Raw genomic sequence first — 24884 nt, 5'->3', positions numbered from 1 at the left:
TATGAAAAACAAATTTAGATTAGTATTTTTAGTTATGGTGTTGATGTTGGTTATGGTATCTTGCAAAAAAGCAAATCCAATAACACTTCCAAACGCTAATGATTCACAAGTAATCACAGTTACAAAAATCGAAGAAAACAAGGAAGGACCAACTGCGTCCATCACTTCGAAAAAAGATATAATAGACACAATAAAATTGATACAAGAAAAAGCAAAACCAACTAGGAAAAAATCAAACAACGATACTCCAGCGAATACAAAAGATTTTCGAAAGATGGAAATATTCTACGGAAAAGATGAAAAAATGACTTTGTATTTGTATCAAAACAAAAAATACTACATTGAAAAACCATACGAAGGAGTATGGGAAATCGACAATGAAACGTTTAACAAATTAATAGGTGCGATGTAGTTTTATAGTAGAAATTTATTTGTAGATAAACCATCATATTAAAAATTTAGAGTGCATTTCGATGCACTCTTTTTTTCTTTGAAAAAATATTGACTTTTGTCTAATCTGTATTATAATAAGTAATACAAGGAGGACAGTATGATTAATATAAATACGACGAGTGATGTTCCAATTTACACTCAAATTCGAAACGAAATTATTAGAGAAATTGCCAATGGTAATTTACAAAACGGCGACGAACTTCCTTCTGTTAGGCAATTTGCAAATGATTTGGGAATTAATCCTATGACAATTAGTAAGGCTTACAACATTTTGAAGGACGAAAAAATTATTGTAATAGACAGAAGAGTTGGGGCGAAGATTTGCGTGGACGAAGGTTATTCACGAAATTCATTCGAAGATGAATTGAAACTACTGTTGATGGAAGCGAAAATTCGCGGCAAATCACAAGAGTATATTAAAAATATAGTGGAGGAAATTATAAAATGATGTTGCAATTTGTTTTATTTTTTAGTTTGGTGTTTATTTTGTTCATCATGCGAAGAATGAGCATATATACATTGAAAATAAACGATACATTTATGTTGTTTACAAATTTTCCAAAAGGTCATGAAGATGATGAGTTCATCGTAGATTTGTTGGGAAAAACAAAGAAAAAATTGAATATTTTATTTACGATAAGCATTGTTTTATCTTTTCTTGTGTTACTTGATTATGACTGGATAATGCTTGTGTATTACAATTTAATAATCGTTTATCTTGTGAGTGCAAATATTATCGAATACAACGCAATGAAAAGAATACGACAATACAAAAAGGACAATAATATAACGACTGAGAGTAGTATTTTGACGTATGATTTGAAGACTTCAAGAGATATTGAAAAAAAGAAAATCAAACTAAAGGCATGGATTATTCCACTGGTAGTTCAAATCGTACTGTTGGTAGCTTTTTTCAAAAACAGTGAGATGTTCTTCGTTTACATTTTGTTGCTAGTAGCAATGAGTGTAAGTACGATATTAACGGGATGGTTTTTGGGCAAGAAAAACACCAAAGTTTATTCCACAAATTCCGATGAAAACTTAAAGTTGAATGAAGAAAGCATCATAAAAGTACAACAAACAATGTATGCGATATATATTATGTTTATCGTTTTGGGATTTGTCGTAGCTTACTATTCATCAAAAGACATTTACAAGATATTTCCAATATTTTCCTATATTGTTTTGTACACTATAGCTATTATATTGGCTCTTTTTAAATACCAAACCCTAGCAAAAAATTTAACTGCGATTAATAGCGATTTGTACAATGGAGATTTCTTTGATCCGTGGGGTTATTACAATCCGAAAGATGACAGACTTATGGTTGAAGATGTTAGCGTAAGAAATGGCAATATGACTTTTAACAGGGCAAAATTATCAGGCAAAATACTCTACGCATTGACCGCAGTTTTATTGATTTCAGTCGAATTTTTGATGATAAATATGAGTTTACCGAAAACTTACACCGTAGATAACACGCCAAGCACACTTACAATCACTGAATCTGTTTATACAACTGTAATCGACAAAAAATCAATCGAAAAAGTTGAATTAATCGAAGATATAGGTAAAACAGACGGAGTTAGATTGAACGGAACTGCGTTAAAACACTATTCCTACGGGAAGTTTTCAATAAAAGGAATTGGAAACTGTGATGTGTACATTCACAACGACAATCCAAGGGCTATTTGGATAAAGACTAAGGATAACAAAAACCTTGTGTTCAATTTCCCAACTGAAAAAGGAACCGAAAAGTTTTATAGAAAATTACGCTAAGATTTGTATCTTGTGAAATAAAATAGACATTAAAAAAAGCAATGATTCCGATGAACCATTGCTTTTAAATTTAACCTAATAATCTTCTTGCTGTAACGAATGTTCTTTGGTAATAACTTGAGTTGATATCTGATAAGATAACTCCTGTTGATGGTGTAGAAGCGTGGATTAATTTGTTGTTACCAACGTAAATTCCAACGTGACTTATTCCGCCACCACCTGTTGCGAAGAACATCAAATCGCCTTTTTTTAAGTTTGATTTGGAAACTTTGTGTCCATAAGAAACTTGTGATCTTGAGCTTGGACTTATTGAAATTCCATAAGCTTGTTTGTAAAGATAAGATGTAAGTCCTGAACAGTCGAATGATCTAGGACCGTGAGTTCCCCAAACGTAAGGCTTACCTAATTGTTTGTAAGCAAGATTTACGATTTTGTCTAATTTGTTAGTTTGTTTTGGTTGTTCTTTTTTAGGTACATTTACTAATGCATCTACTTTTGGTTTTGCTTGTAGTGATTTACCAGCTAACAAATCTTTAATTCCGTTAACTACGAAATTATCGATAGTGTTTTTGCCACCAAATACCATTGTGTACATGATGTTTGATTTGTTTTGTCTGAAGAAAGATTCCACAGAGTTTGATTTTTGTTCTTGTGTTTTGTAATCTTCGTTTCTTGGAACGTCCATTTTCTTAACCAAAACTATTGGTGCGTTGTATTTTTGAGCTACAGGAGATGCAGCAAGTACATCTACAAATTTTTCTCCACTAGCTACGATTGTTCTTTCAGAATTTACACCGACTTGTTTTGCAACTTTTACAGATGTTTGGTATCTATCATGTCCTGCAATTCTAGTAACTTTTGCAAGTTTTGAAAGTTCGTTTTCAACAGCTTTTGAAACTGAATTTTCTCCTCCTACTATAGTGATGTCTCCTAAAAGACCTTTTTTGCTGAAAGAATTTAAGTATTCTTTGATTGATTTTGGAACTTCATTCTTTTTAACTAATAGAACTGGAGCGTTCTTTTTCTTAGCCAAAGAAGTAGAAGAAATCGAATCTGCAAAGTTTTCACCAGATGCGATAACTACGTTTTGTTTCTTGTTAGAAACTGGGTGAGACGTAGTAGCTGATTTTGCATTAACTTCGTATCTGTCTTTGCCTTTTACTCTGATGACTTCAATTCCCATACCGTTTAATTCGTCAACTACTTTTGAACTAATAGTCTTTTCGCCACCAGTTATGTAGACTTTTTTGACACCTTTCAAGGCTTCTTTTGTCAAGTTGTCTAATTTGTCGGAATCAGTGTAAAGGATAGGTGATTTACCATTTGAAATGTTTGTTGCACTGATTGAGTCTGAAAATTCGTTAGAATTCACAACTACTGCAGTATCTGCGTTTTTGAATTCTTTTTCTTTGATTTTCTTAGCTGTTTCAAATCTGTTTTTTGCGTCTATTCTTTCTGTTTTTGCACTTTTTTGTGATTTGACTTCAGCTTCTTTTTTTTCTGTATTATTTTGATTTTTATTAGATATTACTTTATTATTTTCATCTAGCTTTACTTGTATCTTAGTTGTTGTTTCAGTTTTACTTGAATTATCTAATATAGCTTTAACATTTGTTTCTGACTTGTTATTTTCATTATCTGCAAATGAAACATTTGCTCCCAAAGATAATGATACAGCCAAAGTCATTACAAGAAGTGGCTTCTTAAAATTATTCATGTATCCTCCTAATATACTTCAATGAGCTAATTTTAATTGCTCATTATTTTTTGTAACCGATTTGTAACTTATTCAAATTACTCTAATAGTTTACAAGAATTTTTCATAACTTTCAAACAAATTTGACATTTATTGGTTTAATTTGCACAATGTGCTAGATTTTATGTAAAATTTGCTCAAAACTATTTACAAATTGAAAAATTTGTGAATTACTTGAAAATCATACTTCCCATAAAATAGGGAATAGTTTGTAACCGATTTGTAACTTTTAGAAAAAAACATGAAATGCACCATTCAAAAACTTAATTATTAAAAAAATGTAACAATTGCTAGTTTTTATGAAAAATCGCTTAAAATTTGTTTGGTAACGACTGAAAACTGAGATTATATCTCAAAATCATTCTAAAAAATTACATTAAAAAAGCACTGATTTTAATCAGTGCTTAGTAGTTTATATTATAAGATGTAGATTTTGACGTTTCTAACTCCCCAGTTACGAGATTGAGCTTTAGTATCCATAACTACATCAATTTTATTTCCTTTAATAGCTCCACCAGTGTCTTCTGCTGTAGCAAATCCGTATCCTTCTACATATACTCTTGTTCTCAAAGGAATAACTCTTGGGTCTACTGCGATAACACCGCGTCTAATTTTAGTTCCGATTGCTGTTACATTCCATCCACCGTTTTCTCTAGGATCAGAAGTGTAAGCTGTGGATCTTACTGTGAATACTCTTTTTGCTTTTGCAAGCTGAGCTTGTAATGAATCTACAGGTTTAGATTTTTCAGTTTTACTTTTTCTTAGTTCAGCTTTTTCTTTTTTGTATAATGCATCTGCTTTTGGTGCAGTCTTAAGATTTTTACCTGCTAACAAATCAGATATAGATGATGATACGAAATCGGAAATTGAATGATTTCCTTCACAAACTATAACTTGGTCTATGGATTTGTTGTTCTTAAAGAATGCTTCCATAGTAGAGCTTTTGTCGTTTGAAGAATAATCTTTTGTTCTTGTTACATCGTTAGGTTTTGTCAATATTAAAGAAGCATTTAACTTTGTAGCAACAGGTGACATTAATAATGCATCGTTGTAACCATTACCTTCAGCTACGATTACTCTTTTTGCGTTAGGGTTAACTTGTTTTGCAACTTTTAGGTTAGTAGTGTATCTGTCACGACCAGCAATCCTACTTACATTATTGCTAAAAGTTCTTAAGTAAGATTCTACTTGTTGAGATACTGATAAGTTACCACCAACTATTGTTATACTTCCTATAGCATTGTTTCTCTTTAAAGATAACAAATAACCTTTTATAGATGTAGGAACTTCATTTTTTCTAACGAAAAGTATAGGAGCTTTTTTGTTTTGAGATAAAACAGCAGATGATATAGCATCACTATGATTTTCGCCTGAAGTTATAAGTATATTTGTTTTTTGTTTTGTATTTGGATTATGTGTTTTTGCTGCTACTTTAGAATTAACTTCGTATCTATCATGTCCAGCAATTCTTTCAACGATTATTCCCAAACTTTTAAGTTGATTTACTACAGAATTGCTAACGGATTTTTCTCCACCTAGAATGTAAACTTTTTTAGGTTTGTTAGCTTTTAGGCTTGCCAATGTTTTACTACCTAATGAAGATTGGTTAGTAAATAATATTGGAGTGTTACCTCTTGATAGTGAAACAGCAGATAGTGAATCTACAAATGTTGAGCTATTTGTCAAAATAACTGTATTTGATTTTGAAAAATATTCATTTCTTATATTAGTAGCTGTTTCGAATTTACTTGATGAAGTGATTTTCTTCACATCGGCTCTTTTAACTGCTTTTACCTCAGCAGGTTTTTTCAAAAGTTCTTTTGAATCTTCAAAGTCTTCTTTCAAATCTTCCTTACTAGTTTCTTCTTTATCTTCTTTTTCAGTATTTTCAGTATTAACTTTTTCAGTTTGTTGTGCATCATTGGATTTGATGGAATCCTCTGTATTCACATTTTCTTGATCTTTAATTGTATTTTGCAAATTTGTAGTGTAATTTAAAGCGTCATGTTTTACTTCTTCTACAAGCTTTGTATTGTCAACATCAGCAAATGAAGAAGTTGCATTTAAAGCAGAAAAGGTAAACATTAATCCCATCACTAACAATGGTTTTTTTATATTGTTCATTTTTCCTCCTAATTTTACGATTAAAAGTTTTTAATCTGCAAATTTAATATAATATATTGTAACACATTTGTAACTTGTTGTAACTTTTTTGTAATAAATTAGGTTAAAAAAACGTTAAATATTACAAAAACGTAACAATTAAGTTGTGATTTCGTCATTTATTATCGAAGATTGTTTGCTTATATACAGATTAGATAATAAAATATAATAAGGAGGGAACTTATGAAAACAGTAAAATTAAGTGCGGTTGTTAAAAAATTAGACTTGCACGTTGTAAGGACAAGTTCTGATTACGAAACAATTGAGATTACAAATTCTGAAATAAATAGACCAGGGTTGCAATTATCTGGTTTCTTGGAAGAATTTCCATATAGAAGAATTCAGTTGTTCGGTAAGGCTGAACTTGCATATTATATGGCGATGGATATGGAGCTTAGAAAAGAAAGAGTAAGAGCAATGATGGAATATGATATTCCTTGTATTGTGTTTTCGCATTATGCTCAAATTCCTGATGAAGTTAGAAAATTAGCTGAAGAATACGATAAAACTCTACTAATTTCAGATAGAACAACTACCAGACTTATCTCAGCATTGGATGAAGTATTGGAATATTTTCTTAGTGAGGAAGATACAATCCACGCTTCTCTGTTGGATGTTTTTGGTATGGGTGTTTTGTTGATGGGAGACAGTTCTGTAGGAAAAAGCGAGACTGCTTTAGATTTGGTTACTAGAGGTCACAGACTTGTTGCAGATGATGTGGTTGAAATTAGAAAAATCGAAAAAGGATTGTTGGCACAAGCTCCTCTTAACATTAGACATTATTTGGAAGTTAGGGGTCTTGGAATTTTAGATATTCAAAGGTTATACGGTACAGGTTCTGTAAGATTAACTACGTTTATAGATTTGGTTATAAAGCTAGAAAAATGGCAAGACGATAAAGAATACGACAGAATCGGACTTGACGATCACACTACAGAAATTTTGGGGGTTGAACTTCCATATCTTGAAGTTCCTGTAAAACCAGGCAGAAATATTGCAATGATTGTTGAGGTTGCAGTTAGAAATCAAAGACAAAAACTTTTGGGTTATAATGCGGCACAAGAGTTAAATAATAAGTTAATTGCAAATATGAAAAAAGATACTGAAGAACACAGAAAGCAGTTAAAAAATAACAAAAATTAATTTCACAATAAAATTTTTTGATGAAGTTTGTTATTCTTGCAATGAGAATTTTATTGAGTTATAATAACTCATAGAGCGGAGTTCGTCCGTTTTAAATTAAACAATTTATTTATTTATATATAGGGGGTTAAATAAATGGCAAAACACATGAAAACCATGGATGGAAATACAGCCGCTGCTCACGTAGCTTATGCATTTTCAGATGTGGCAACTATTTATCCAATTACTCCATCATCACCAATGCCTGAAGCAATTGATGTATGGGCAGCAGATGGACGTAAGAACTTATTCGGTGAAACTGTACAAGTAACTGAATTACAATCAGAAGGTGGAGCAGCTGGTTCAGTACACGGGGCTTTAGTTGCAGGGGCTTTGGCATCTACATTCACAGCATCACAAGGTTTATTGTTGATGGTTCCAAATATGTACAAGATTGCCGGAGAAAACTTACCTGGCGTATTCCACGTATCAGCAAGAGCTTTAGCATCACATGCGCTTAGCATTTTTGGTGACCACCAAGACGTTATGGCAGCAAGACAAACTGGTTTTGCATTGTTATGTTCAGGTTCAGTACAAGAAGTTATGGATTTAGCAGCAGTAGCTCACCTTTCTTCTATTAAAGGTAAAGTTCCATTCTTACATTTCTTCGATGGTTTCAGAACAAGTCACGAAATTCAAAAAATCGAAGTTATGGATTATGAAGATTTGGCAAAGATTGTTGATTGGGAAGCTATTGATGAATTCAGAAGAAATGCTTTAAATCCAGAAAACCCTAAGACTATGGGTACAGCTGAAAATCCAGACGTTTATTTCCAAGGTATGGAAGCATCTAATACATACTATGAAGATATCGTTGGTATCACTGAAAACTATATCAATGAAATTAACAAGATTACAGGCAGAAACTACGGATTATTCAACTACTATGGTGCTGAAGATGCTGAAAATATTATAGTAGCTATGGGTTCAGTAACTGAAACTATTGAAGAAACTGTTGATTATTTAGTGTCTAAAGGAGAAAAAGTCGGAGTATTAAAAGTTCACTTATACAGACCATTCTCTAAAGAACATTTCTTAAATGCTATTCCAAAAACAGTTAAGAAGATTGCAGTTTTAGATAGAACTAAAGAAAAAGGTTCATTAGGAGAACCTCTATATCTTGACGTTAGAGATTGTTTCTACGATCATGAAAATAAACCAGTTATCGTTGGTGGTATCTACGGTTTAGGTTCAAAAGATACAACTCCAACTCACATTAACACAGTTTACGAAAACTTAAAACAAGATCAACCAAGAACACAATTTACTATCGGTATAGTAGATGATGTTACTCACAGATCATTAGAAGTAAAAGAAACTATAAACACTTCACCTGAAGGAACTATAAGATGTAAGTTCTGGGGATTTGGTTCTGACGGTACAGTAGGTGCTAACAAATCAGCTATCAAGATTATAGGTGATGGTACTGACATGTACGCTCAAGGTTACTTCGATTATGACTCTAAAAAATCTGGTGGGGTTACAATGTCTCACTTAAGATTTGGTAACAACCCAATTCACTCAACTTACCTTTTAGATGAATCAGATTTCATTTCTTGTTCAAAACAAGCTTATGTATATCAATACGATTTATTAAGAGGTTTAAGAAAAGGTGGTACATTCTTACTAAACTGTATCTGGAATGAAGATGAATTAGACACTCACCTTCCAGGCAAATTAAAGAAATATATCGCTGAAAACGACATTAAATTCTACACTATCAACGCTTCTAAGATTGCAGCAGAAGTAGGATTAGGTGGAAGAACTAACATGATTATGCAAGCTGCATTCTTCAAATTATCTAAAGTATTACCTATAGATGAAGCTATTAAGAAATTAAAAGAATCTATAGTTGCTAACTACGGTAGAAAAGGTGAAGACATTGTAAACATGAACTACGCTGCAGTAGATCAAGGTATCGATCAACTTGTAGAAATCAATGTTCCAGCTGAATGGAAAAATGCTGAAGAAGACGTTGAAAAAGACGCTAACCTTCCAGAATTCGTAAAAGAAGTTGCAAGTGTAATGAACGCACAACAAGGTAATGATTTACCAGTATCTGCATTCAAAGACAGAGCAAATGGTGAATTCCCAATGGGAACTTCAGCTTACGAAAAGAGATGTATCGCTCTTAACGTTCCAGAATGGCAAATGGATAAATGTATCCAATGTAACCAATGTGCTTATGTATGTCCACACGCAGTTATCAGACCATTCTTATTAAACGAAGAAGATAGAAAGAACGCTCCTGAAACTTTCGAAAGCAAAAAAGCAGTTGGTAAAGGATTTGAAGATTTAACATTCAGAATCCAAGTTTCACCAGCAGACTGTACAGGTTGCGGTAACTGTGCTGATGTATGTCCAGCAAAAGAAAAAGCATTAATCATGAAACCTTTCGAAGAACAACATCTTGCACAAAAAGACAATTGGACTTACGCTGTAGAAAAAGTTGGATACAAAGAAGACTTAATGCCAGCAGAAAAAACAGTTAAAGGTTCACAATTCCAACAACCATTATTTGAATTCTCTGGAGCATGTGCTGGTTGTGGAGAAACTCCATACGCTAAATTAATCACTCAATTATACGGTGATAGAATGCTTATAGCTAACGCTACAGGTTGTTCATCAATCTGGGGTGCAAGTGCTCCTTCAACTCCTTACTGCACAAACGCTGAAGGTAAAGGACCAGCTTGGGCTAACTCATTATTCGAAGACAATGCTGAATACGGATATGGTATGCACTTAGCTATCAAGAAGATTAGATTACAATTAAAAGAAAAAATGCAAGCATTCTTAGACTTGAACATTGAAAGTCCATTGAATACACCATTCAAAAAATTCGTTGAAAACATGGACGATGTAGCTACATCGAAAGCATGTGCAGCAGAAATCTTACAACACTTAGATGACAATACAAACAACGAAGAAGCTGAAGAATTATTGAAATATATAAGAACAGACAGAGACTTCTTAATTAAGAAATCTGTATGGATCTTCGGTGGAGACGGTTGGGCTTACGATATCGGATACGGCGGATTGGATCACGTATTAGCATCAGGTGAAAACATCAACGTTATGGTATTCGATACAGAAGTTTACTCAAACACTGGTGGACAAGCTTCTAAGTCAACTCCAACAGCTGCTGTAGCACAATTTGCTGCAAGTGGTAAGAAAGTTAGAAAGAAAGATTTAGGCTTGATGGCATCAACTTACGGATACGTATACGTAGCACAAATCGCTATGGGTGCTAACCAAAATCAAACATTAAAAGCTATTAGAGAAGCAGAAGAATATGATGGACCATCATTAATCATCGCTTACTCACCATGTATCAACCACGGTATTAAAGCTGGTATGGGTAAGAGCCAACGTCAAGAAAAATTAGCTGTAGAAGCTGGTTACTGGCACTTATACAGATTCGATCCAACTCTTGCAGAAGAAGGAAAGAATCCATTCCAATTAGACTCTAAAGAACCAACTGGATCATTCCAAGACTTCATCAGAGGAGAAGTAAGATACTTGTCATTACAAAAATCATTCCCTGAACAAGCTGAAGAATTATTCCAAGAAGCTGAAAGAGATGCTAAGGAAAGATACAACACTTACAAGAGAATGGCAGAAATGGATTATTCTAACTCAGTAGAAGATACAGATGCAGCAGAAAAAGAAGAAAACCTTGATAAAGAAGGTAAGAAAGTTGAATCTGTAGAAAAAGCTAAGGAAGAAGAAGGCGCAAAGAAAGAAGACGTCGTAAATCCAAATTCTACAAATAGATAATATAACGAAAACACTGTGAGAAAATCTCGCAGTGTTTTTTATTGCAAGTTTTTAACAATTTGAAAAATCATTTATAGATTTTTTCTATAAATGATTAAAAAGTTTATAACGTTGATTTTTCAATGATAAAACGAATAAAAAAATCAATAAATTTTCTAATTTGTTAAAATTCGAATGAAATTGGTAGGATTTATAGAAAGTTTCAATAAATGAAGAATTTTTAACAATATTTCTGGTTTTATTAGAGAATTAGTGATATCATATAAATGAAATATAAACTTTAGGAGGGTTTTATGAATTTTTACGAAGAATCAAGAAAATTTGCATTGGAACATGTAGAACCATATGCAAAGAGATCAGATGAAGAAGGTAGATTTCCTGTAGAATCATTTGAAGAAATGGGAAAAGCTGGTTACTTCAAATTACTTATTCCAGAAGAAATGGGTGGTTTAGGAAAGACTGCTGTTGAACACCAACAAGCTGTTTTAGCATTCGCTGAAAGCAACCCAACTGCTGGTCTTTGCTACATGATGCACAACGTTGCTTTAATGACTGTTCTTACTAATGGTAATGAAGAATTAAAGAAAAAAGTTGTTAAAGACATAGTTGAAAACAACAAATTTATGGCTTTAGCATATTCTGAATTCGGAACTGGTACTCACTTCTACATTCCAGAAATCAAAGTTACTAAAGACGGTGGAAAATTCGTTTTCAACGGAACAAAATCAATGGTAACAAGTGCAACTCATGCAAGCTATTACTTAATTTTAACTCCATCAACTGAAAAAGAAGGAGACATCAACAACTGGTTAATTCCATTGGAATCTGAAGGTTTAGAATTCAAGATGAGTCATTGGAAAGGTATTGGTATGAAAGGTAATGTTTCATGTCCAATGACTATGAATGATGTTAAATTAGACGAAGTTAACAGAATCGGCGAAGAAGGTTCAGGTGTTGACCAAGTATTTAACGTAGTTGCCCCATATTTCATTTTAGGTTTAGCTAGTGTATACACTGGATTGAACTTAAGATTATCAAAAGTTACTAATGATTACGCATTGAAGAGAAAATACCCTTCAGGACAATGTTTAGCTAACATTGAAACAGTACAAGTTCACTTAGGTAAGATTTATTCAAATGGTATGAGTGCAAAAGCTCTTACAGAATTAGCAGCTAGATCTTTAGTTGATGGTGAAGAAGATGCAGTATGTAAGATTATTGCAGCAAGAGTTTGTGCTATCGAAAATGCAATTGAATCTTCAACACTTGCAATGAGAGTAGGTGGAGGTAAGACTTACAACTGCGCATCCGAAATCCAAAGATTAATGAGAGATGCTTACGCTGGACAAATTATGGCTCCATCACTAGACGTTCTTAACGTTTGGTTAGGAAAAGCTATAACAGGTCAACCACTTTTATAGGAGACTTAATGGGAATTTACGAACAAGCAAAAAAATTTGCAAAAAAATATTTAGAAGAAGAAGGAAAAAAATCTGACAAGGATTGCACTTTCCCAAAAGAAGCATTTGAAAAAATGGGAGAAGAAGGATTTTTAAAACTTTTGATTCCTGAAGAAATGGGCGGACTTGGCAAAGGAGCAAAAGAACATCAAGAAGTTACAATGGCATTTGCTGAATACAATCCATCTGCAGCATTATGCTATATGATGCATAATGTTGGAATCAGTGGAGTGTTGGATTATGGTCAAAAAACTTTAATTGATAAAATAGTAAAAGATGTCGTTGAAAATAATAAATTTATGGCATTGGCTGATTCAGAATTTGGTAGTGGAACACATTTTGGTAATCCAGAAATGACCTGTACTAAAAATGGAGACGACTATGTGTTCAAGGGTACTAAATCAATGGTAACAAGTGCAACTTATGCAAGTTATTATCAATATAACAGTAAATCAGCTGAATTTGAAGGTAAAACGACATATTGGGTTGTTCCATTGGAATCTGAAGGTTTGAGTTTCAATATGGAATATTGGGATGGAGTTGGAATGAGAGGAAATGTTTCTTGTCCAATGAAATTTGACAATGTTAAGTTGACATCTGATTACAGACTAGGGGAAGAAGGCGGAGCAGATGAAGTCGCAAGTGTTGTAACAAAGATGTTTTTACTTGGACTTGCTAGTGTATATGCTGGTTTAAATATTAGAATATCAAACATTACTAATAAATACGCTACAAGTAGAAAATATCCAAATGGAAAATGCTTAGCAGATATTGAAATTGTTCAAATGTATTTGTCTAAGATATATTCAATGGCACAAAGCGCAAGAACACTATCAGAAGATGCAGCAGAAGCTATAGTTAATAATAGCGAAGATATGCTTAAAAAAATTATTGCAGCAAGAGTGACTTCAATTGAAAATTCAATGAACTCAGCTACACTTGCAATGAGAATTGGCGGCGGAATCACTTATAATAAGAAGACTGAAATAGAAAAGTTGATGAGAGATGCCTACGCTGGACAAATTATGGCACCATCATTGGATGTTCTCCATGTAATGTTAGGTGGTATTTTAGCGACAGAAAACAAGTAAATAGAACACAAATGTCAATAAAAAGGTAGGAATTATGGATATTTACGAACAAGCAAAAGAGTTTGCGAAAAATTATTTAGAAACGGCTGGGAAAAATTCAGACGTGGATTGTTCATTTCCAAAAGAAGCATTTGAAAAAATGGGAGAAGAAGGTTTTTTAAAACTTTTGGTTCCAGAAGAAATGGGTGGACTTGGCAAAGGAGCGAAGGAACACCAAAAAGTAATTATGGCTTTTGCTGAGTATAATCCGTCAGCTGCATTATGTTATATGATGCATAATGTAGCATTGAATGCTGTAATTAAATGTGGACAAAAAGATTTGTATGAAAAAGTTGTGGATGATGTAGTCAATCACAATAAGTATTTGGCATTGGCTAATTCTGAATTTGGAACAGGAACTCACTTTGGTAATCCAGAAACAACTTGCATAAAAGATGAAAATTATTTTGTATTTAACGGAACAAAGTCAATGGTAACTACTGCTACGTTCGCTAGTTATTATTTGTTCTTGAGTAAATCATGTGATTTTGAAGGTAAGACTACTTATTGGACAGTTCCTTTGGAATCTGAAGGATTGAGTTTCAATATGAAATATTGGGATGGAGTTGGAATGAGAGGAAATGTTTCATGTCCAATGAAACTCGAAGATGTTAAGTTAACAGACATGAATAGATTAGGAGTGGAAGGAGAAGGTCCTGAAGTTTCTAAAATAGTTACTAAGTTTTTCCTATTAGGTCTAGCTAGCGTATATTCTGGCTTAAATATTAGACTATCAAAAATCACAACAAATCATGCAAAAAATAGAAAGTATCCAGATGGAAGATGTTTAGCAGATATAGAAATTGTTCAAATGTATTTGTCCAAGATCTACTCGAAAGCACAAAGTTCAAGAACATTAGCAGAAGATGCAGCTGAAGCATTAGATAGAAATGATGAAGATGCTTTACAAAAAATAATAGCTTCCAGAGTTATTGCAATTGAACATGCGATGGAATCCTCAACTCTTGCAATGAGAGTGGGTGGAGGAATTAGTTACAATAGAAAGACTGAAATTGAAAAATTGATGAGAGATGCTTACGCTGGACAAATTATGGCACCATCTTTAGATGTGTTGCATGTTATGTTAGGACAATCTTTATCAAGTAAATAAAATAGGAGGAATTAAATGAAAAAATTAAAAATAGGTGCAGTTATTTACGCTCCAAGAGTTACAGTAATATGGGAAATGATTGAAGAATTTTTCAAGGAAAATGGAGCAGAAATCGAAGGAGTATTCTTCAAAGACTACAAACTACAAGTAGATGCTTTAATGAATGGAGAAATTGATGGAGCATGGAATTCCCCATTAGCACATTTAGACGCTCATTTGAGATCTGACGGAAAAGATAAGATCGGATGTATGAGAGATACTGATAGAGATAAGAAAACTTATCTAGTAGTTAAAAAGGGAAATTTTGAAAAAGTTTCTGATTTAAAAGGAAAAACAATAGGATTTGGAGCTATTGATTCTCCACAAGCAAGACTTATTCCTATAAACTATTTACATCAAAATGGTTTAGAATATGGTAAAGATTACACTGAAAAAAGATTTGATATCGGTGTTGGCTTACATGGAGACCACGTTGGTGGAGAAAAAGACAGCATGATTGCTATGGTTAATGGAGAAGTTGATGCATCATTCTGTTTAAGTACAAATTATGATGCTTGGATTAGTGATGGTACACTAGACAAAAACGAAGTTGAAGTTTTAGATAAAACTGATAACTTTGACCATTGTATATTTACATTCAATCCTGAAGTTTCTGATGAAGACATCAAAGCATTTGATGACATTATGTTCAAGATGGATTACAACAACGAAAAAGAAAAAGAAATCATGGATCTTGAAGGATTAAAACAATGGATTCCTGGTAGAAGAGAAGGTTTCAAACAAATTACTGAAGCTAATGAATATTTAGGAAATTTCTTAAAGGAATTCAATAGTGAACAATAAATTATTCAATACCTCTTTGATAGGATCTATGCCAAGAGGAGACGAAATAATGAAAGCTCGTAGGATGTTAAAGGCTAATATGATTAGCCTTTCTGACTACGAACAATTGGTATATGATAAGACTAAAGAAGTTGTAAAATTACAAGAAGATTTGGATATCGATGTAATCACAAGTGGAGAAATAGAAAGAGACAATTACGTATCTTTTATTTCTGAAAAACTAGGTGGAGTAACTCAAATGAGTATGGCCGAAATGCTAGATTACGTCGATGATAAAAGAGAGTTCGAAAATATTTTGACGACATTGGATGTTCCTGCTACATCTATTAAGAACGCTATTTGTACTGGCAAATTGGAATATAAAGGAGACATTGTATCAGAAGAATTAAAACTTTTGAAATCATTAACTGATAAGCCTGTTAAGATTACAATGCCTGGTCCTTACTTGGTTACAAGAAGTATGTGGCTTGCAAATGTTAGTTCCAAATATTACGACAGTAAGGAAGATTTGGGAGAAGATGTAATTGATATCTACAGAAAAGAAATCAAAAATCTTCAAGAAATCGGAGTAGATGTAATTCAATTTGATGAACCAGTTCTTACAGAAATTGTGTTCACTGAAGGTAAACCAAGAACATTTATGTGTGCATCTTTGTCTACTAGAAAAGATCCAACTGAAGAGTTAAAGTTTGCCACACATTTGATAAAAAGCGTGATGGATAGTGTCGATAGGGACAAATCTATTTGTTCACTTCACGTGTGTCGTGGTAATTGGAGTAAAAACGAAAGTATTTTATTGACAGGCCCTTATACTCCGCTTTTAGATTTGTTTGCAGATATCAATGCTGATTTATTGGCGTTAGAATTTTCTACTCCAAGAGCTGGGGAATTAAAAGCATTACTAGCTGATGAAAGAATCAATAACAAAGTGATTTTGGGACTTGGAGTGTTAAATCCAAGATTGGATGATAAGGAAGATACAGATGGAATTTACAAAAGAGCCAAGGAAGCTCTTACATTTATCGACAAGGATAAATTATGGCTAAACCCAGACTGTGGATTTGCTACATTCTCCAATAGACCAGTAAATGAATACGACCACATAAGAGAAAAACTACAATCGATGATTGATGCTAGAAATAAATTGAGGAAAGAATATGAATGATGATATAAATTCATTCCAAAAGAGTTTCAGAGCTATTGTATCCGATGATTTGGTCAAAGTTTACAACGAAAAATCATGTATTCCTGTGGACTCATCTATTTCATTTGATTCAGAAAAAGAAGAATTTACATCAATTGATTTTTTCGTAAGCTCCATCGTTTCAGAGTTGATTTTGACTATGATGAGAGTTGCAAAGAAAAGAAACACTATATTACAAGATATCGAAGCTAAGGTGAACTTAGATATCGACAATCCGATGTATCTGTTAAATGTTATAGGTTTTGAAGATAAGAGTATTATCAACAAAATCAATATTGACATTTATTTCTTCTCATTTTATGAAGGAGAAGAATTGCAAGAGTTTTTGGATGAAGTTTTGGATAGAACTTTGATTTACAATTCTATAAAAGATTTGGTAAATGTTAATTTTAAAACTGTTTTATAACTTGTAAATTATTTTATTTGTGATATAATATTAGGAAATATTTAAAAATATTAAATTCAATAGATAAGATAGTAGTATAAATGAAACTTCAAGAGAGGAAATGGTTGGTGCGAATTTCTAAGAGAAGTTTATATGAATGGGGTTATCTGAATTTTGAATGAAAAATAGTAGTTCAAAAAGTGATTCTCACTTTACAGGGATAGGATATGGAAGTATCTGAAAGAGATGTGTGCATTTTTGCACATAAATTAGGATGGTAACGCGAGTTTTGACACTTGTTCCTTTTGGGGAACAGGTGTTTTTTTATTATAAAGGCAGGTGAGTGTAATGAAATGAACTTATGAAATGATTTTAGAAGAGTAAAATTTTATGAAAAAGAAAGGAAGATATTATGGATTCAAAAAAATTAACAGTAAGTTCGATATTTTTAAGTGTAGGATTATTGCTTCATTACGTTACACCTGCGTTGTTCATGGGAGTAAAACCAGATTTTTTGTTAGTAATGATGTTTTTGGCAATATTATTTATGGATAATGTAAAAGAAGCTTTTGTGTTGAGTTTGTTTGCAGGGGCAATTGCAGCTTTTACAACAAGTTTCCCAATGGGACAGCTTCCAAACATAATTGATAAATTAGTTTCAGGAATTATTGTATTTTATTTGTTCAAATTGATGGGAAAAACCAGCAGAAAATCCAATCTCATATTTGCGATAGGAACTTTGACAAGTGGATTTGTATTTTTATCTCTTGCAATTCCAATGGGAATGGGTACAGAAAATTTTGTAGAGCTACTACCATCAATGTTTGTTGCAGTGTGTTTACCAACTTCAGTTTTGAATACAATTGTGGGAATTTTCTTCAAAAAAATAATTTATCGCACAAATTACATCAAAATCAACGCTCAATAATGCTATTTATCTAAAATTAGTATATACTAGTAATATAGATAAAAAAGAGGTGATTTTATGAAATACGCAGAAGAAGGCGTGCAATATCATTTGAATATTAAAAATGGAGATGTAGGGAAGTATGTAATCCTTCCAGGAGATCCAAAAAGATGCGAAAAAATTGCAAAGTATTTTGACGATGCAAAATTAGTAGCAGATCATAGAGAATATGTAACATACACTGGAACTATAAATGGAGAAAAAGTTTCTGTAACAAGCACTGGAATCGGTGGTGCTTCTGCAGCAATAGCAATGGAAGAACTTGTCAAAGCAGGTGCAGATACTTTCATAAGAGTTGGAACTTGTGGGGGAATTCAAGAAGATGTAAAAAGTTCTGATGTGGTTATAGCAAATTCAGCTATAAGAGCTGAAGGAACGAGTAAAGAATACGCTCCGATAGAATTTCCTGCAGTTGCAAACTTAGATGTGACAAATTCATTGGTAAAAGCTTCAAAAGATTTGGGGCACAATTACCACGTTGGAGTTGTTCAATGCAAAGACAGCTTCTATGGACAACACGAGCCAGAAAAAATGCCTGTGTCATACGATTTATTAAACAAATGGGAAGCTTGGAAAAGGCTTGGCACATTGGCAAGTGAGATGGAATCGGCAGCTCTTTTTGTAGTTGCAAATTATCTTCGAGTAAGATGTGGATCTTGTTTTTTGGTTGTAGCAAACCAAGAACGTGAGAAAAAACACTTAGACAATCCTGTGTGTCATGATACTGATGTAGCCATTAAAGTTGCAATTGAAGCAATAAAAAACTTGATAGAGAAAGATAAACAAGAATAAATGGTGGAAATTTAATTTTAAATTTTGACAATTTATATGTAGGGTGATATAATAAAAACAGTTAATAACGTTTTCATTTTATCCATTAAATGGGTATCTCCTTATGTTAAAAAAACAAAACTAGGTCACATAACCTAGTTTTGTTTTTTTATTTCATCTTGAAGTTTTTCTAATTGTTGATAAATTTCATCATCTATAGTAACAATATTTTCAGTAGATTGTTTTCTTTTCCTTAGCTTAGATCTTCTGAGGTTTTCTTTTAAAGTTAGATAATTTTTCCAAAGTTCATTGGCGCTAATTCTAATTCCTCCACGCGATAAAATAATTCGTTGAATCATTCCATCGTTGCTTGCCACATACATTTTGTCGTGCTTTTTCATATCGTTGACTTTTCTCTCAATATATCTGTCTGCAGATTCGTGTTCTTTTGTGTAAACCACCGTCAAATTATCACGCTTTTCTTCAATGCTCATTCCACCTTTTACAAGATAAGCATCAAAAACTACATAAACTTGTTCTCCGCTTAGATTTTGATACTCTTTCATTATATCAATGAGCTCTTCACGGGCACTATCCAAATCCACATCGTTTGATAATTTGTACAAATTAGGCCATGCATTTATTATATTATAACCATCGACATAAAGATAAATTTGTTTATTTTTCATACCTTTGGCGTATGACTTCATAAATTAGAATGCTCGCAGCATTTGATGCGTTGAGTGATTCTGTTTTTCCATACATAGGGATTTTAATTAATTGATCACAATTTTCTCTGACTAATCTCGAAATTCCTTTGCCTTCGTTTCCGATTACAAGGCCGATAGGTCCTTTCAAGTTAGCTTGTGTGTGAGTTTGTGAAGCTTCGCCACAAGCCCCGTAAATCCAAATGTTATGTTCTTTTAAATAATTAATTGTCGTGGTTATGTTGGTTACACGTGCGATTTTGATATTGAAAACAGCTCCTGCGCTTGTTTTGATTGCAGTTGCATTGACTTCACAAGCTCGGTGTTTTGGAATTATAACTCCGTGGCATCCTGCAACTTCTGCAGTTCTAATGATGGATCCTAAATTGTGAGGATCTGTTATTTCGTCTAAAATTATCAAAAAAGGATCTTCATTTTTTTTCTTGGCGTAAATTATCATTTCATCAACGCTTGAATAACCAAAACTTGGCATTTTTGCCATAACACCTTGATGAGCAGTGTTTTCTGCGAATTTTTCGATGTATTTTTTATCGACGTATTCGATTTTAATTCCCATATCGTAAGCTTTTTTTTCTATTTTTTTAATAAATCCTTTTAATTCGCCTTTTTGTATGTATAGATTGGTTACTCCCATATCCATTTCCAAAGCTTCCATAACAGGATTTCTACCGACTAAATATTGCATTTATTCTCCTTATTCTTATCATTTTAATGTTATAATCTTATTAGATTATACAATATAAAGCAATTTCTTACAATTAATAGGAGGAACAAATGGGAAACGAAATAATGATGCAGGCTTTTGAATGGTACTTACCAGACGATGGAAATTATTATAAAAATTTGACGAAAGAAGCGAAAAATTTAAAAGAAAAAGGTATTGATGCGTTGTGGCTTGCTCCAATGTTTAAAGCAACGGGAACTAATGATGTTGGTTATGGTGTGTATGATTTGTACGATTTGGGAGAATTTGATCAGAAAGGATCTTTGCGTACAAAATACGGAACTGTAGAAGAATTGAAAAAACTAATCGAAGTTTTGCACGAAAATGACATAAAAGTGTATGCAGATGTAGTTTTAAATCACAAAGCTGGAGCTGATTTCTCAGAAACTTTTAAGGCTTACGAAGTCGATCCTAACGACAGGACGAAAAGAATTACTGATGCTTATGATATTGAAGCATGGACTGGATTTGATTTTAAAGGTAGGAATGGAAAATATTCTGAGTTTGTGTGGCATTTCCAACATTTTAATGGAGTTGATTTTGATAATAAACAACAAAAGAAAGCAATTTTTGAAGTCGCTGGAGAAAACAAAGGATTTAGCAAGAATGTTTCTAACGAAAAAGGAAATTTCGATTATTTGATGTTTGCAGATATTGACCACAAAAATCCTGATGTTAAAGATGAGCTTTTTAGATGGGGAGAATGGTTTGTGAATTATGTTAATGTGGACGGATTCAGATACGACGCGCTTAAACACATTGACGATGAATTCATAATTGATTTCACCAAACATATACAAAATGTTGTTAATCGCGATTTTTATTTTTTCGGTGAATTTTGGTTACAAGATAAGGACAACACCAATCATTATTTGTACGATACGAAATATGACGTGGATTTGTTCGATGTGGCACTTCATTTTAATATGTATTCTGCATCGAAAATGGGCGATAAATTTGATATGAGAAAAATTTTCGACAATACTTTGGTAAAAGAACATCCGGCAATTGCGGTTACATTCGTGGATAATCACGACAGCGAACCTGGTCAATCGTTGGAATCATTTGTAGAACCTTGGTTCAAAAAGATTGCGTACGGTTTGATTTTACTAAGAAAAGATGGATATCCTTGCGTGTTTTACGGTGATTATTGTAAAATAGGTGGAGAATTTAATATCGAAGGGCAAAAGGATATTATAGACAATTTGATGTACATCAGAAAACACTACGCATTTGGAGAACAGACAGATTATATGGAAAGTGAAAATTTGATAGGTTGGATTAGACACGGTGATGATTTTCACAATCCAATGGCTGTTGTAATCAGCACGGGTGACATCAACACTTTGAGAATGAATGTAGGAAAGGAAAATGCAGGTAAAAAGTATACGGAAATCACTGGAACAAATTCTAATGAAATTGTAATCGATGATGAAGGATTCGGAGATTTTGAAGTGGGAGCTGGAACTTTGAGCGTGTGGGTATGTAATGAGTAAATTTTATGCAGTAAAAATTGGGAAAAATCCGGGGATATACAATAGTTGGTCAGAGTGCCAACAACAAGTAAATGGTTTTAAGGGAGCGATTTTCAAATCTTTTAAGACAAAAGAAGAGGCAGATAATTTTATAAATGGCGAAGATAATAAAAAAGTAGCGTCAATTGATAGCTTAAATGAAAATGAGTGTGTGGCTTATGTAGATGGATCATTTAAAAAAGATACGGGAGAATATAGTTTTGGTTGTGTGTTGTTTCACAATGGTAAAATCGACAAATTCAATCAAAAATTTCCCAAATCAGAATTCTCAACGCATAGAAATGTATCGGGAGAAGTAAGTGGGTCGGTATTTGCAATTAAAAAAGCAGTCGAACTTAAAATGAACAAAATCACGATTTTTTATGATTATCAAGGGATTGAAAGCTGGGCTAATGGCGACTGGAAAACAAACAATTATTTAACCAAAAGCTACAAGAAATTTATTGACGAAATAAAGCCTCAAATCGATATTAATTTCGTCAAAGTTAAAGGTCACTCCAACGATACTTATAACGATATGGCTGATGAATTGGCAAAAGAGGCGTTGGGAATAGGGAAATAATAAAATATTAAAAAAATTAAAGTAGATTACATTTTTGCTAAGAATATCATACGGAATAAATTGTTGTGATTTCTCATCGAAGAACTACGTTAAAAAATCCAACTGTTTGAGAGCCTTGCTTGAGTTTTGGATTTTAGTAGTTCGAGATTTTGAAATCGCCAATTTATGTAGTCAGATGTTCGTGCAAAAATGATTTTCTACTTTTTGTTTATGTTATTATATTTGGAACTTTTCCCACAAAAAAACTCTCACGAATCTCGTGAGAGTAAATTATTTGAATATTATCATTAGTTGTGTAATTTTTCTTTTATCAACATTAACTACGACGAATTTCAAGTTTTCAAATTCAACCTCATCTTTTGATTTGGGCATTCTGTCCAATAATTCTATTACAAATCCTCCGATTGAATCGAATTTGTCGCTTTGAATGTCAAGGTCAAATCTTTCGTTTACTTCATCAATTCTCATTTCAGGATCGACTAAGTATTCATTGTCGCTAAGTTTAGTTACTTCTTTTTCGTTGTCGTATTCATCGTCGATTTCTCCGACAAGTTCTTCTAAGATATCTTCCATCGTTACAATTCCACTAGTTCCACCGTACTCATCGATAATTATACTGATGGAAATATTTTTAGTTCTCATTTGTTTGAACAAATCCACTACTGGAATGTATTCATAAGCATAAAATGCTGGTTTTAGGATATCTCTGACTTTAAAATCTTGGTCATCTTCGATGATTTTGTGCGCTAATTCTTTTATGTGAAGAACGCCTATAATATCGTCGATGCTGCCTTCATAGACTGGAATTCTAGAATAAGTAATATTTTTGATGATTTCCTTCAAATCACTCTCTGCATCTTCAATATCAACTGATGCCATGCTAGTTCTTGGAGTCATAATATCAACTGCTAGAGTTTCCTTTAATTCCAACGCATTTATCATGATTTCAGTTTCTTGATTTTTCAGTACGCCTTCTTCTTCACTAACTTCCACCAAAGTTTTTAGTTCTTCTTCGGTAAGTGTCGAACTATCCTCATCTTCGCCAACAAAAAGTTTGATTATCAAACGAGTTAAGAGGTTTAATACTTTTACAATTGGTTTGAAAACTAAAGTCAGAAAATAAATAAACCTTGAAAACTTTAATGCTACGGATTTGTTTTTGTATTGTGCAATTGTTTTTGGTAAAACCTCTCCAAAAATCAACACAAAAACAGTCATTACAACTGTAGATATCAAAGCTCCGTTTTGATGAAAAATATTTGTGAATAAAATTGTAGCTATAGAACTCGCTGCGATATTTACAATGTTGTTACCAATCAAAATAGTAGATATGGTAGTTTGCATATTATCGTGCAGTTTCTTCAGTAAATGTGCATTTTTGTTATCTTTTTGGTCTAATTGTCGAACTTTTATTTTGCTTACAGATGTTATCGCCGTTTCACTTGATGAAAATACGGCGGACATTGCAACCAAGAACACTAACGCAATTATTTGCGAGACACTCGAACTGTCCATTACATCACTCTCCAAACATATCGTAACATATATAAATATAGTTGTAAATAAAATATTTTGACAAAATTTTTAAATAAAAAACATAACGATTTAGAAAACTAAAAATAATTTAACAACAAACAAATCTCACAATATGGTATACTATAGATGTAGATAATACAGTAAAAAAGAAACGGTGATGAAAATGGATTTAAAAGAAAAAATTAGAGTTATAGACGGATTTCCAAAAGAAGGAATTTCATTCAAAGATATTACTACATTGTTAAACGACAAAGAAGCCTACAAATACGCAGTAGACCTTATGGTAGAAGATTTAAAAGACAAAGGAATAACTGTGATAGCAGCTCCAGAAGCTAGAGGATTCTTGTTCGGCTCAGCTGTAGCATATGCGCTTGGAGTTAGATTTGTTCCTGTTAGAAAACCTGGAAAACTTCCTGGAGAAGTGTCAGAGTATTCTTATGATTTGGAATATGGTACCGACAAATTAGAAGTACACAGAGACGCGATTTATGAAGGCGACAAAGTTGCTATAGTTGACGACTTATTGGCAACAGGTGGAACTGTGAATGCAGTAGCTAAGTTAGTTGAAAAAAACGGTGGCGAAATCACTGCTATGGAATTTTTGATTGAACTTACTGAACTTGGCGGAAGAGATGTTAACAAAAATTATTACATCAATACTTTAGTACAATACGATATCTAAATCTTATCCACATGTCATGCATGTGGATTTTTAATTGCAAAAAAAGCACAACCAAAATTTAAGGTGACCCCAAAAAGTTGGACTTTATACCAGAGACATTTAGAAATATTTGTCTCTGGTTTTTTTGTCCTCATAT

The 24884-nt window shown here is 32.9% G+C and carries 21 protein-coding genes; 16 read left to right on the top strand and 5 right to left on the bottom strand.

The window, feature by feature from the left end:
- Position 1 precedes the first annotated feature (1 nt).
- The 3 genes from GKF99_RS06550 (at position 2) to GKF99_RS06540 (ending at position 2232) form a co-directional block, all read left to right on the top strand.
- Positions 2-412, top strand: a complete 411-nt coding sequence (locus GKF99_RS06550; RefSeq protein ID WP_154272936.1) for a DUF5301 domain-containing protein — start codon at positions 2-4, stop codon at positions 410-412.
- A gap of 138 nt (positions 413-550) precedes the next feature.
- The gene (locus GKF99_RS06545; RefSeq protein WP_002835508.1) at positions 551-901 is read left to right on the top strand and encodes a GntR family transcriptional regulator; all 351 of its coding nucleotides are present in this window, start codon (positions 551-553) and stop codon (positions 899-901) included.
- The gene (locus tag GKF99_RS06540; RefSeq protein WP_154272935.1) at positions 898-2232 is read left to right on the top strand and encodes a PH domain-containing protein; all 1335 of its coding nucleotides are present in this window, start codon (positions 898-900) and stop codon (positions 2230-2232) included. Before GKF99_RS06545 ends, GKF99_RS06540 begins: the two co-directional genes overlap by 4 nt.
- A gap of 70 nt (positions 2233-2302) precedes the next feature.
- On the opposite strand, the gene GKF99_RS06535 is transcribed toward GKF99_RS06540, so the two are convergent.
- Both GKF99_RS06535 and GKF99_RS06530 read right to left on the bottom strand, forming a co-directional pair.
- Positions 2303-3949, bottom strand: a complete 1647-nt coding sequence (locus GKF99_RS06535; protein ID WP_154272934.1) for a cell wall-binding repeat-containing protein — start codon at positions 3947-3949, stop codon at positions 2303-2305.
- 456 nt (positions 3950-4405) lie between these two features.
- Positions 4406-6112, bottom strand: coding sequence for a cell wall-binding repeat-containing protein (locus GKF99_RS06530; protein ID WP_154272933.1), 1707 nt, complete (start codon positions 6110-6112; stop codon positions 4406-4408).
- 222 nt (positions 6113-6334) lie between these two features.
- On the opposite strand from GKF99_RS06530, the gene hprK reads away from it, so the two are divergent.
- The 10 genes from hprK to udp all read left to right on the top strand — a co-directional run bounded on the left by hprK (position 6335) and on the right by udp (position 19002).
- Entirely contained in the window at positions 6335-7294 is a 960-nt protein-coding gene (gene hprK / locus GKF99_RS06525; RefSeq protein ID WP_154272932.1) for an HPr(Ser) kinase/phosphatase, read from the top strand.
- A gap of 135 nt (positions 7295-7429) precedes the next feature.
- Complete coding sequence (nifJ, locus tag GKF99_RS06520; protein WP_154272931.1) at positions 7430-11110, top strand: pyruvate:ferredoxin (flavodoxin) oxidoreductase; 3681 nt, start codon at positions 7430-7432, stop codon at positions 11108-11110.
- A 293-nt stretch (positions 11111-11403) separates the two neighbouring features.
- Entirely contained in the window at positions 11404-12531 is a 1128-nt protein-coding gene (locus GKF99_RS06515; protein WP_094206849.1) for an acyl-CoA dehydrogenase family protein, read from the top strand.
- A gap of 8 nt (positions 12532-12539) precedes the next feature.
- Positions 12540-13661 carry an acyl-CoA dehydrogenase family protein gene (locus GKF99_RS06510; protein ID WP_094206850.1) on the top strand — a complete coding sequence of 374 codons (1122 nt, stop codon included), beginning with the start codon at positions 12540-12542 and terminating at the stop codon, positions 13659-13661.
- Positions 13662-13695: 34 nt separating this feature from the next.
- Positions 13696-14811 carry an acyl-CoA dehydrogenase family protein gene (locus GKF99_RS06505; protein ID WP_094206851.1) on the top strand — a complete coding sequence of 372 codons (1116 nt, stop codon included), beginning with the start codon at positions 13696-13698 and terminating at the stop codon, positions 14809-14811.
- Between the two features lie 15 nt (positions 14812-14826).
- Entirely contained in the window at positions 14827-15654 is an 828-nt protein-coding gene (locus GKF99_RS06500; RefSeq protein WP_102164640.1) for a PhnD/SsuA/transferrin family substrate-binding protein, read from the top strand.
- Positions 15644-16819 carry a cobalamin-independent methionine synthase II family protein gene (locus GKF99_RS06495; protein WP_094206853.1) on the top strand — a complete coding sequence of 392 codons (1176 nt, stop codon included), beginning with the start codon at positions 15644-15646 and terminating at the stop codon, positions 16817-16819. Before GKF99_RS06500 ends, GKF99_RS06495 begins: the two co-directional genes overlap by 11 nt.
- The gene (locus GKF99_RS06490) at positions 16812-17264 is read left to right on the top strand and encodes an OsmC family protein (protein ID WP_094203338.1); all 453 of its coding nucleotides are present in this window, start codon (positions 16812-16814) and stop codon (positions 17262-17264) included. The genes GKF99_RS06495 and GKF99_RS06490 overlap by 8 nt, the downstream gene beginning before the upstream one ends.
- A 391-nt stretch (positions 17265-17655) precedes the next feature.
- Positions 17656-18171 carry a tryptophan transporter gene (locus GKF99_RS06485; protein WP_094206854.1) on the top strand — a complete coding sequence of 172 codons (516 nt, stop codon included), beginning with the start codon at positions 17656-17658 and terminating at the stop codon, positions 18169-18171.
- A 57-nt stretch (positions 18172-18228) separates the two neighbouring features.
- Entirely contained in the window at positions 18229-19002 is a 774-nt protein-coding gene (gene udp / locus GKF99_RS06480) for a uridine phosphorylase (protein WP_094206855.1), read from the top strand.
- 134 nt (positions 19003-19136) lie between these two features.
- On the opposite strand, the gene GKF99_RS06475 is transcribed toward udp, so the two are convergent.
- Together GKF99_RS06475 and rlmB are read right to left on the bottom strand one after the other, a co-directional pair.
- Positions 19137-19670 carry an NYN domain-containing protein gene (locus tag GKF99_RS06475; protein ID WP_094205354.1) on the bottom strand — a complete coding sequence of 178 codons (534 nt, stop codon included), beginning with the start codon at positions 19668-19670 and terminating at the stop codon, positions 19137-19139.
- Positions 19660-20394, bottom strand: coding sequence for a 23S rRNA (guanosine(2251)-2'-O)-methyltransferase RlmB (gene rlmB, locus GKF99_RS06470; RefSeq protein WP_094206856.1), 735 nt, complete (start codon positions 20392-20394; stop codon positions 19660-19662). Before rlmB ends, GKF99_RS06475 begins: the two co-directional genes overlap by 11 nt.
- An 89-nt stretch (positions 20395-20483) precedes the next feature.
- Here rlmB and GKF99_RS06465 point away from each other — a divergent pair, with 89 nt between their 5' ends.
- Both GKF99_RS06465 and GKF99_RS06460 read left to right on the top strand, forming a co-directional pair.
- Positions 20484-21929, top strand: a complete 1446-nt coding sequence (locus GKF99_RS06465) for an alpha-amylase (protein WP_154272930.1) — start codon at positions 20484-20486, stop codon at positions 21927-21929.
- Positions 21922-22530, top strand: coding sequence for a ribonuclease H family protein (locus GKF99_RS06460; RefSeq protein WP_154254441.1), 609 nt, complete (start codon positions 21922-21924; stop codon positions 22528-22530). Before GKF99_RS06465 ends, GKF99_RS06460 begins: the two co-directional genes overlap by 8 nt.
- Before the next feature lie 270 nt (positions 22531-22800).
- Here GKF99_RS06460 and GKF99_RS06455 read toward each other — a convergent pair whose 3' ends face one another.
- The gene (locus GKF99_RS06455) at positions 22801-24045 is read right to left on the bottom strand and encodes a hemolysin family protein (protein ID WP_154272929.1); all 1245 of its coding nucleotides are present in this window, start codon (positions 24043-24045) and stop codon (positions 22801-22803) included.
- A gap of 184 nt (positions 24046-24229) precedes the next feature.
- On the opposite strand from GKF99_RS06455, the gene GKF99_RS06450 reads away from it, so the two are divergent.
- Positions 24230-24748, top strand: a complete 519-nt coding sequence (locus GKF99_RS06450; RefSeq protein ID WP_154272928.1) for an adenine phosphoribosyltransferase — start codon at positions 24230-24232, stop codon at positions 24746-24748.
- The last annotated feature ends 136 nt before the right edge of the window (positions 24749-24884 follow it).

It is taken from the genome of Finegoldia sp. BIOML-A2 (genome assembly GCF_009678315.1).
GTDB lineage: Bacteria > Bacillota > Clostridia > Tissierellales > Peptoniphilaceae > Finegoldia > Finegoldia magna.
The sequence above is the reverse complement of the archived record's forward strand: the minus strand, read 5'-3'. Positions and strand labels throughout refer to the sequence as shown.